We start from the raw sequence: 8,800 nt of genomic DNA on the forward strand, positions 1-8,800 counted from the left end.
AAGTTGGCTGTAGGTCAACCAGCTCCAGACTTTGAATCGTTCACACCTAACAATAAATCCATCAAGTTATCAGATTTCAAAGGAAAATATGTGCTGTTAGATTTTTGGGCGTCATGGTGTATGCCATGTCGTCAAGAAAATCCGAATATTGTCAAATTATATAATCAGTACAAAGGAAAAGGTTTTGACGTTTTCGGAGTATCTCTTGATGATAATCCGGGACCATGGATGCGTGCCATAGCAGATGATCAGTTACAATGGACGCAGGCATCTGATTTAAAAGCATGGGGATCCGTTGTTGTTGGTCTGTATCGAATCACAGGGATACCAGCCTCCTATGTCTTAAATCCAGAAGGCTTGATCATTGCTAAAAACCTACGCGGTAAAGAATTGGAAGATTTTTTAAAGAAAACTTTAAAATAGCGCAAATTAAATATTAACTTTCGTAATGTTACTTAACAATTTAATAACACTTCGTTAATGTTTTGTTGTCATTTTGTTCATAATTTAGCAAAAAAAAAGATGAGCATTGCAAAGCAAAAAATATTAGTAGTTGATGACGAGCAAGATATTCTAGAGTTAATTGCTTACAATCTTAAGCGTGAAGGATATCAAGTATCGACTGCTTCGAATGGTCACGAAGCTATCAATGTAGCAAAGGATATTAATCCAGATCTGATTATTTTGGATGTTATGATGCCTAAGATGGACGGTATCGAAGCCTGCCGATTAATGCGTGCTATGCCAGAGTTTAAAAATACATTTATGGTATTTTTAACGGCTAGAAGTGAAGAGTATTCTGAAATTGCAGGTTTCCATGTTGGAGCCGACGATTATATTGCAAAGCCTATCAAGCCCCGTGCTTTGATGAGCCGTATCAATGCCATTCTAAGAAGAAATGTTTCGGAAGAAGCAGCACGATCACAAGACAGATTAGAGATTATGGATCTGGTGATTGATCGTGATTCTTTTTTAGTGTACCGTGGAGAACAGAAAATTGTACTTGCAAAAAAAGAATTTGAATTGATGTACTTATTAGCATCAAAACCAAATAAAGTTTTTACAAGAGAACAAATTTTGAAAAGTATTTGGGAAGATTCAGTAGTTGTTACCAACAGAACAATTGATGTACACATCAGAAAGCTTAGAGAAAAAATTGGTGAAGATTATGTAACCACCGTTAAAGGTGTTGGATACAAATTTGATGTTGCCTAATTGATAAGATATAATTATAATTAAAAGCAGTAATGGATCCCATTACTGCTTTTTTGTTTGTAGAGGTATAATCGATAACATCTTGATCAACTTCAGTTTTAAGTCATCCAATTAAATATAAAACAAGCAGGCTTAATGCAACAGATTTAAAAGACCAAATTTTCAAACTCATAAAGTATGTAAGCAAGCATCCAATTGTGTATTTTTAGGCTGTAAATATTCAAATGCTTATATTTGTATATCATATTAAACATTACCATCATCCATGTCAACAATACTTATAAAATCTGCACAAATCGTTAATGAAGGGAAAATTACCACTTCAGATGTTTATATCAGTAATGGCCGTATCGAGATGATCGCCGCAGAGATTAACCACCCTGCCGATAGAGAGATTAACGCCGAAGGATTACACCTTTTACCCGGATTAATTGACGATCAAGTACACTTTCGCGAACCAGGATTGACGCACAAAGCTGATATCTGGCATGAAAGCCGTGCCGCAGTAGCTGGAGGTACAACATCATTTATGGAAATGCCCAATACAGTACCCAATACTTTAACACAATCTTTGTTACAAGATAAGTACGATATCGCATCTCAAAATGCTTTAGCCAATTACTCATTTTTTATGGGTGCGGCAAATGATAATCTGGAAGAAGTACTCAAAACAAACCCTCGTGATGTCTGTGGTGTCAAAGTATTCATGGGATCATCAACAGGTAATATGTTGGTAGACAATGAGCGTGCATTGGAACAGATATTTGCCAACTCGCCCACATTAGTAGCCACACACTGCGAAGATGAAGCCACTATCCAGGAAAACCTTGCTATATATAAAGAGAAATATGGCGAAGCAGGATTGACAATAGATATGCATCCCCTTATTCGTTCGGCAGAAGCTTGCTACATCTCATCCTCCAAAGCTGTAGAATTAGCAAAAAAGAACAATACCCGCTTACATATTCTGCACATCTCTACTGCTAAAGAAATCGGACTATTCAGAAATGACATTCCATTGGCAGAAAAATTAATTACAGCTGAAGCATGTATTCACCATATGTGGTTCTCCGACGTCGATTACAAGACAAAAGGTAATTTTATCAAATGGAATCCAGCTGTTAAAACAGCAGATGATAGAGATGCCATTGTAAAAGCGGTATTGGATGGACATATCGATGTAATTGCTACCGATCATGCCCCACATACCATTGCTGAAAAGACACAAGCTTATAGCGCCGCACCATCTGGAGGGCCATTGGTACAGCATGCATTACAAGCTTTATTGGACATGTACCATGAGGGCAAGATCACTTTAGAGCAGATCGTTCAAAAGTCAGCACACAATACAGCAATTTGCTTCCAGATTGAAGAACGTGGATTTATTCGTGAAGGATATTGGGCAGATTTAGTATTAGTAGATTTAAACAAACCCTATACGGTTACAAAATCAAATATACTATCAAAATGTGGCTGGTCTCCATTTGAAGATCATACCTTTAAATCTTCTATCGAGCACACCATTGTATCAGGACAATTAGCCTATTCCAAAGGGAGCTTGATCGAGTACGGCTCTGGTAGACGTCTATTATTTAACAGATAATCATGATCATCCAGGACTATGGATAAAAGAACATTTTTAAAATCCTTAGGCTTAGTCGCAACAGGAATACCTGCACTGTCATTTGCACAGGAAGATTTCTTTGAAACAAAAGCAGATCAAAAGAAATTACTAGCTCAAGTATTGCGCAAAGGAGATACCATCGGATTAATAGCTCCTGCGGGAGTTATTGATACCGAAGAAGCCATTGTTATGACCCGCGAAATTTTTGAAAACTTTGGTTTCAAAATCAAGGAAGGAAAACATATCCGAAGTAGATATGGTAATTTTGCAGGAAAAGATGAAGAGCGACTAGCCGATATCCACAGCATGTTTGCAGACAAAGAAGTGAAAGCGATTGTCTGTATACGCGGAGGAGCTGGAGCATCCCGTTTATTACCACATATTGATTATCAACTCATCGCCAATAACCCCAAAGTATTATTAGGTTATAGCGATATTACCGCACTGATCATGGCCTTCTATAAAAAGACTGGTTTAATATCCTTTCACGGCGCAGTCGGTATCAGTACATGGAGTAATACCGTTGCTAAAAATTTTGAAAATCAATTTTTCCTTAATCAGCCGGCACAATTTGCAAACCCAACAGAAAAAGGCGATAACTTTATCCAGTACAAAGAGCGGATCACGACCTTAAACTCAGGACAAGCAACAGGTACACTACTAGGAGGAAACCTGACATTGCTCAGTGGGTTATGCGGGTCAGCCTATTTGCCAGATTTTAAAAATGCCATACTCTTCCTAGAAGAAGTAGATGAAAATATAGAGCGCGTGGACCGGATGTTCTGTCAATTAAAATTAGCAGGAATTTTGGATCAGATCAAAGGTTTCGTCTTTGGTAAGTGTACGGACTGTGGGCCAGCAGGAGGTTATGGTTCTCTTACGCTCGAACAGGTATTGAACGATTATATCAAACCGCTCGGGATTCCTGCATATTCAGGAGCCATGATCGGACATATTGCCAATCAATTTATATTACCGGTAGGAGCACAGGTCAAAATAGATGCCGACAAAGGAACCATTACACTTTTAGAGAAAGTACTAAAAGATTAAATCGATGAAAATTATCTCCCTGATGAAAATTATCTTCTTTTTGATCTTCGTTACTTCGGGAATTACAATTTCTGCCCAAACCATGAATTTAAATAAAAATGATTTTGATGAAGCCTATTCATCCTATAAAGAAAGCACGTTAACAAAACGTAGATTTAAACATTCGACTGTAGTCGATCTCATCAATAAGCATCAGGAGGAATCAACCCTAAAGATTGATCAAATCGGACTGTCAGTTCAAAAAAGATCGATCTATAAATTAACCTACGGTCAGGGAAAAAAGAAAGTAATGCTGTGGTCGCAGATGCATGGCGATGAACCGACCGCAACCATGGCCCTTTTTGACCTGTTTAATTTCCTAGAAGGAAAAGATAGCAGATTTCAAAGCTTAAGGGAAATATTAAAATCAAACTTAGAAGTGCATTTTATCCCTATGCTCAACCCAGATGGAGCTGAAGTCTATACGAGAAGAAATGCGCAGCACATTGATCTGAATCGGGATGCAAGAGATACTGCAACACCGGAAGGTAAGCTATTAAGAAATCAGGCAGAACTGATCAAACCACAATTTGGTTTTAATCTACACGATCAGAATATCTATTATAACGTTCCGGGAACTAAAACTCCGGTTACCATTTCCCTTTTAGCACCAGCATATAATTGGGAGCGCGAAGTCAATGAAGTGCGTGGTAATGCAATGAAGATCATAGCTGGGATGAATCAGCTGCTTCAAGACTATATCCCAGGAGCCATTGCCAAATATGATGATGAACACTCCCCAAGAGCTTTTGGAGATAGCTTTCAGAAATGGGGAGCAAGCACCATACTGATCGAATCAGGAGCTTTTGCTGGAGATCCGGAAAAACAGGAAATTAGAAAATTGAATTTTATTATGATTCTTAATTCCTTACTGCAAATCGCCCAGGACAGTTATCAGCAATTTTCAATCTCAGAATACCAGCACATACCATTCAATGCCTCGCAGCTGCACGATGTGATCCTTCGTCGGGTGACTACAATATCACATGGACTTCCTCTTAAAGTAGATATTGCTATCCGAAGAGATGAGATTACCGAGGGTGAAGATTACTATACAAAAGGATATATTGAAGACATTGGAGATCTTCATGACTTTTATGGATACGATGATCTGGATCTGACAGATTTCGAATTTGTAGAAGCTAAAGTTTACGAAAAGGAATTTTATCGCCTGAGTGATCTTGAAAACGTTGATATAAAAGCATTATTGAAGCAAGGATATGCCGGCGTACAGATAAATGCATCCGAGCCCAAAGTACTACATCATTTACCCATCAATGTGCTATCTAAAAGCAAGTTGAATACGATCAGAACATTAAGTCTTGGTAAAGAAGCAAATTTTTCTTAAAGAAGAATGAAGAAATTCAATACGCTGTTATCAATGGTTATCTCATTGATTTGAATCAAGAGTTGCCACGAAATATGAAACAGATTGTTCGGTAGTTAGTTAGTTAGTTAGTTAGTTAGTTAGTTAGTTAGTTAGAACTTTCGTTACTATGTCACTAGTCACTTCGTTACTGATAACAAGTTAGAAGGTTATACCATTGGTTACTTGGTCACTTCGTTACTGATAATATAAAAGTTTATTGTAAATATGGATATTAGAAAAACAAAATTAGAAGATTTAGATCAGGTGATGGCTATTATTGACATTGCACGAGGTTTAATGCGTGCTAGTGGCAATACCATTCAGTGGACAAATGGCTATCCCTCTCGGGAATATATCCAGTCAACAATAGCGATCGGAGAGAATTATGTCTGTATAGAAGATGATGCAATAGTAGCCACCTTCTGTTTCTCACTAGAACCTGATCCAAATTATACCATAATTGAAGATGGGCAGTGGTTGAATGAAGAGCCATATGGTGTAGTACATCGTCTGGCTTCCAATGGTCAAGTAAAAGGAGTAGCGGCACAATGCTTTCAATGGTGCTTTGAACAATGTCACAACATCCGGGTCGATACCCATGAAACAAATATCCCGATGCAAAAAGTACTCACAAGACTAGGATACATACGTTGTGGCATTATCTACGTCGGCGATGGGACACCTCGGGTAGCCTTTCAAAAGATAGATTCATAAAAAAGATAACTCACAAAAAATGGCTTCCGATCAACATCAGAAGCCATTTTTTATTGCGTCAATCATAGAGACTAATATCCCGGATTTTGTTGTGCACCAATACCTGGGTTTGCATTAATTTCATCTATGAAAATTGGAAGGATCGTTTTATTAAACGATCTATTAATTGTTTTAGTACGATGGATCGCATTGATGGAACCAAATTCATCATTAAATTCAATTGCTTTATTCAAGCGGATCATATCGAAGAAACGATGACCTTCTCCAGCCAATTCCTTGCTTCTTTCTTCAGCGATTATATCTAAAGATATGGTCGACTCATTTGTAAGGCTTAACTTTGGAGAACGTTTGCGGATTTCATTTAAATAGTTTGCAGCAAGAGTTTATCAGATTTCAGAGCAGCTTCTGCAGCCATTAAATAAACTTCAGATAGGCGGATAACCTTGAAGTTCACGGCGGTACTGTTTGAAGATTTTTATCTCCCTCTAAGTTAATGCCACCACTATACTTATAAATTGCACCCAATCGAGTTGCAGATGTTTCATCTCGTGCCATGATGCCCCAACGTACATCTGTATCATCTTGTTTAAGACGATTTAAGAAAAAGTCGCTGGCCATAAAATTCCCTAAGATAGCCGAACTACCATGAGCAGATCTTCTAAAATATGTACCTAAAGACGAATTTCCTAAATCACTTTCATTAGGATAAATTCCTAGTTCAAAAATAGACTCTGTACCAAACTCTGATTTCCAAGAATCTACCCAAGTCGCATTACTGTACAAAGTGTACACTTTTGAGTTAATCACTTCCTGCGCCGCGGTCAAAGCATTTGGATAATCTTCCATGTATAAGTAAACCCGGGCCTGTAAGCTTTATTCGCATAATAGTTTAAATAGCCGTTCAATTTTGTTTTCGGAAGTAAAGTCTCCGCAGCTTTAAGATCTAGGAGGATTTGTTTGTAGGTCTCTTCAACTGTGCTTCTCAATTCCTGAGCATCAGCCTTCAAGGATTTCGTGATAATGGGGATACCCCAAGCTGCTTTATTTTCATTGTAAGGTTCTCCATAGAGCCGCACTAAGTCAAAGTTGACCAACGCTCGAGCTGTCAAGGCCTGACCTTCATACGAATTGAAATTTTCCAATGATCCAGTCGCTTTTAGACTTTCAATATTTTTCAGCAGATTGTTGATTTGAGCAATTGCATTAAATCCTTGTGTCCAAACACTTGAATAGCTATTGGAAGAAGCACTATGGTTAAAAGTATACAAATAATCAAATCCTCGACCAGCCGCAAAAATAGTAAAGTCACCACCTTTTACATCGGCATATAACGGGAAATTTCGACCATAATAATCTCGATGTGAAAGAATGCTCATAACACCATTGACAATAACTTTGGCATCAGCAGCCGTTTGTATGGAGGTTTCAGCATCTCCAGAATTTGTCGGTTTTACGTCTAAAAAGTCCTTACAAGATGAAGCTGATAAGGATATAAAGATGCACGAAGCAATAAATAATTTTCTCATTTTTCTTAATTCAATAGGTTAAAAATTAAATTCTAATCCAAAAGTATAGGTTTTAGGAGTAGGAGTTTCCCATCCACGTGTACCATACTGATTAACCTCTGGATCCATATACTTGTATTTTGAGAAAGTCAATAAATTACTTCCATTAAAGAAAATACGTGCATTGTTGATACCTATTTTGCTCAAATAATCATTTGGAATTTTATAGGATAATGAAATGTTTTTCAATCGCAAATATGAAGCATCATAGAGGTGACGGCTACTGATTTGATTGACATCTTCTAGATCTCGACCAGAAACCATAGGGAAGTTGCCATCTTTATTAGTAGGAGACCAAGATCCATCAACAAAATACTGGGAATGAATTCTTTCCCAATAGTAACCATCGTCAGCAACATCTTTTGATGTAGCATCATACAGTTTTCCACCGATTTTGTAGGCGAAGTTTAAGCCAAGAGATATGCCTTTATATTCCGCATCTGTATTAATGCCACCGTAAACTTTTGGATTGGCATCCCCAATAATGGTTTGTTGTGCCTTAGTATAGCTGTAACTGGCACCTCTTCCTTCGAATAGAAAATCTCCCTCGGTATCATCATTCGTATACCAGACATTTTTACCATTTTCTTTATTGACACCCGCCCATTCTAAACCATAAAAAGATAATGTCGATTGATTTTCTTGATAGATGAAACCTGCACGATCATCCCTACCTGTTGGATCGTACCAAATAATAGGTTTGCCACCACTTAGCTTGCTGACTTTAGAGTCAATAAAAGTAGCGTTTACACTTGCGGTCCATCTGAAATCCTGTTTCTTTATGATATCAGACCCTAATTCAAATTCTAGACCTCTATTGTTGATCTCTCCAATATTTTTTAGTGTATTGGAAAATCCAGTTATTGTTGAGATCGGAACTTGCTGAATGAGATCTTTAGAATCTCTGTTGAAATACTCAACCGAACCAAATATTTTATTTTCAAACAGTCCAAATTCTAAGGCTAAATTGGTCGTGTAATTTCTTTCCCAGCTGAGATTAGGGTCAGCGATATTACTCAAAGCGCCTCCAGGTTGTGTCATATATTTGTTCGAATAGCTGGTCAATGATCTCCAACCATAATTTGGAGTTGGTAAAGTGCCATTTATACCGTAGGATGCTCTTACCCTCAAAGCATTGATATCTTCTACTTGAGAAATAAAACTTTCTTTAGCAATATTCCAGGAGCCTGCTACTGACCAAAAATTGCCCCAGCGAGGTATAGG

General features: G+C 37.7%; 9 protein-coding genes and 2 pseudogenes. 6 read left to right on the plus strand and 5 right to left on the minus strand.

All coding sequences use genetic code 11. The annotated features are described in order from the left end of the window. The 6 genes from L950_RS22460 to L950_RS22485 form a co-directional block, all read left to right on the plus strand. Positions 1-423 (plus strand): TlpA family protein disulfide reductase (locus tag L950_RS22460; protein ID WP_021189424.1); only part of this gene is annotated, 423 nt, incomplete at its 5' end. Between the two features lie 99 nt (positions 424-522). Next, positions 523-1,215 (plus strand): response regulator transcription factor, encoded by a 693-nt coding sequence (locus L950_RS22465; RefSeq protein ID WP_021189425.1) that lies wholly within the window; start codon positions 523-525, stop codon positions 1,213-1,215. Between the two features lie 265 nt (positions 1,216-1,480). Beyond that, positions 1,481-2,818, plus strand: a complete 1,338-nt coding sequence (locus L950_RS22470; protein WP_021189426.1) for a dihydroorotase — start codon at positions 1,481-1,483, stop codon at positions 2,816-2,818. Between the two features lie 18 nt (positions 2,819-2,836). After that, positions 2,837-3,889 (plus strand): LD-carboxypeptidase, encoded by a 1,053-nt coding sequence (locus L950_RS22475; protein WP_021189427.1) that lies wholly within the window; start codon positions 2,837-2,839, stop codon positions 3,887-3,889. 4 nt (positions 3,890-3,893) lie between these two features. Further along, complete coding sequence (locus tag L950_RS22480) at positions 3,894-5,276, plus strand: M14 family zinc carboxypeptidase (RefSeq protein WP_021189428.1); 1,383 nt, start codon at positions 3,894-3,896, stop codon at positions 5,274-5,276. A 246-nt stretch (positions 5,277-5,522) separates the two neighbouring features. Then, entirely contained in the window at positions 5,523-6,011 is a 489-nt protein-coding gene (locus L950_RS22485) for a GNAT family N-acetyltransferase (protein WP_021189429.1), read from the plus strand. 71 nt (positions 6,012-6,082) lie between these two features. Here L950_RS22485 and L950_RS34405 read toward each other — a convergent pair. The 5 genes and pseudogenes from L950_RS34405 to L950_RS31015 form a co-directional block, all read right to left on the minus strand. Then, positions 6,083-6,376: pseudogene (locus tag L950_RS34405) on the minus strand (RagB/SusD family nutrient uptake outer membrane protein); the annotation flags it as partial. After that, positions 6,373-6,465, minus strand: a complete 93-nt coding sequence (locus L950_RS37585; RefSeq protein WP_410528155.1) for a RagB/SusD family nutrient uptake outer membrane protein — start codon at positions 6,463-6,465, stop codon at positions 6,373-6,375. The gene L950_RS37585 and the pseudogene L950_RS34405, both read right to left, overlap by 4 nt. Continuing rightward, complete coding sequence (locus L950_RS34410) at positions 6,462-6,857, minus strand: hypothetical protein (protein ID WP_021189431.1); 396 nt, start codon at positions 6,855-6,857, stop codon at positions 6,462-6,464. The genes L950_RS37585 and L950_RS34410 overlap by 4 nt, the downstream gene beginning before the upstream one ends. Further along, positions 6,833-7,537, minus strand: a complete 705-nt coding sequence (locus L950_RS34415) for a RagB/SusD family nutrient uptake outer membrane protein (protein WP_231577800.1) — start codon at positions 7,535-7,537, stop codon at positions 6,833-6,835. The genes L950_RS34410 and L950_RS34415 overlap by 25 nt, the downstream gene beginning before the upstream one ends. A gap of 18 nt (positions 7,538-7,555) precedes the next feature. Next, positions 7,556-8,800, minus strand: a pseudogene (locus tag L950_RS31015) (TonB-dependent receptor); the annotation flags it as partial.

The sequence above is a fragment of the Sphingobacterium sp. IITKGP-BTPF85 genome, assembly GCF_001006065.1.
Taxonomy (GTDB): domain Bacteria; phylum Bacteroidota; class Bacteroidia; order Sphingobacteriales; family Sphingobacteriaceae; genus Sphingobacterium; species Sphingobacterium anhuiense.

What these genes read in the sequence shown, in the direction of transcription:
- L950_RS22465 (WP_021189425.1), top strand. Translation starts at nt 523, where the DNA reads ATGAGCATTGCAAAGCAAAAAATATTAGTAGTTGATGACGAGCAAGAT.
- L950_RS22470 (WP_021189426.1), top strand. Translation starts at nt 1,481, where the DNA reads ATGTCAACAATACTTATAAAATCTGCACAAATCGTTAATGAAGGGAAA.
- L950_RS22475 (WP_021189427.1), top strand. Translation starts at nt 2,837, where the DNA reads ATGGATAAAAGAACATTTTTAAAATCCTTAGGCTTAGTCGCAACAGGA.
- L950_RS22480 (WP_021189428.1), top strand. Translation starts at nt 3,894, where the DNA reads ATGAAAATTATCTCCCTGATGAAAATTATCTTCTTTTTGATCTTCGTT.
- L950_RS22485 (WP_021189429.1), top strand. Translation starts at nt 5,523, where the DNA reads ATGGATATTAGAAAAACAAAATTAGAAGATTTAGATCAGGTGATGGCT.
- L950_RS34410 (WP_021189431.1), bottom strand. Translation starts at nt 6,857, where the DNA reads ATGGAAGATTATCCAAATGCTTTGACCGCGGCGCAGGAAGTGATTAAC.
- L950_RS34415 (WP_231577800.1), bottom strand. Translation starts at nt 7,537, where the DNA reads ATGAGAAAATTATTTATTGCTTCGTGCATCTTTATATCCTTATCAGCT.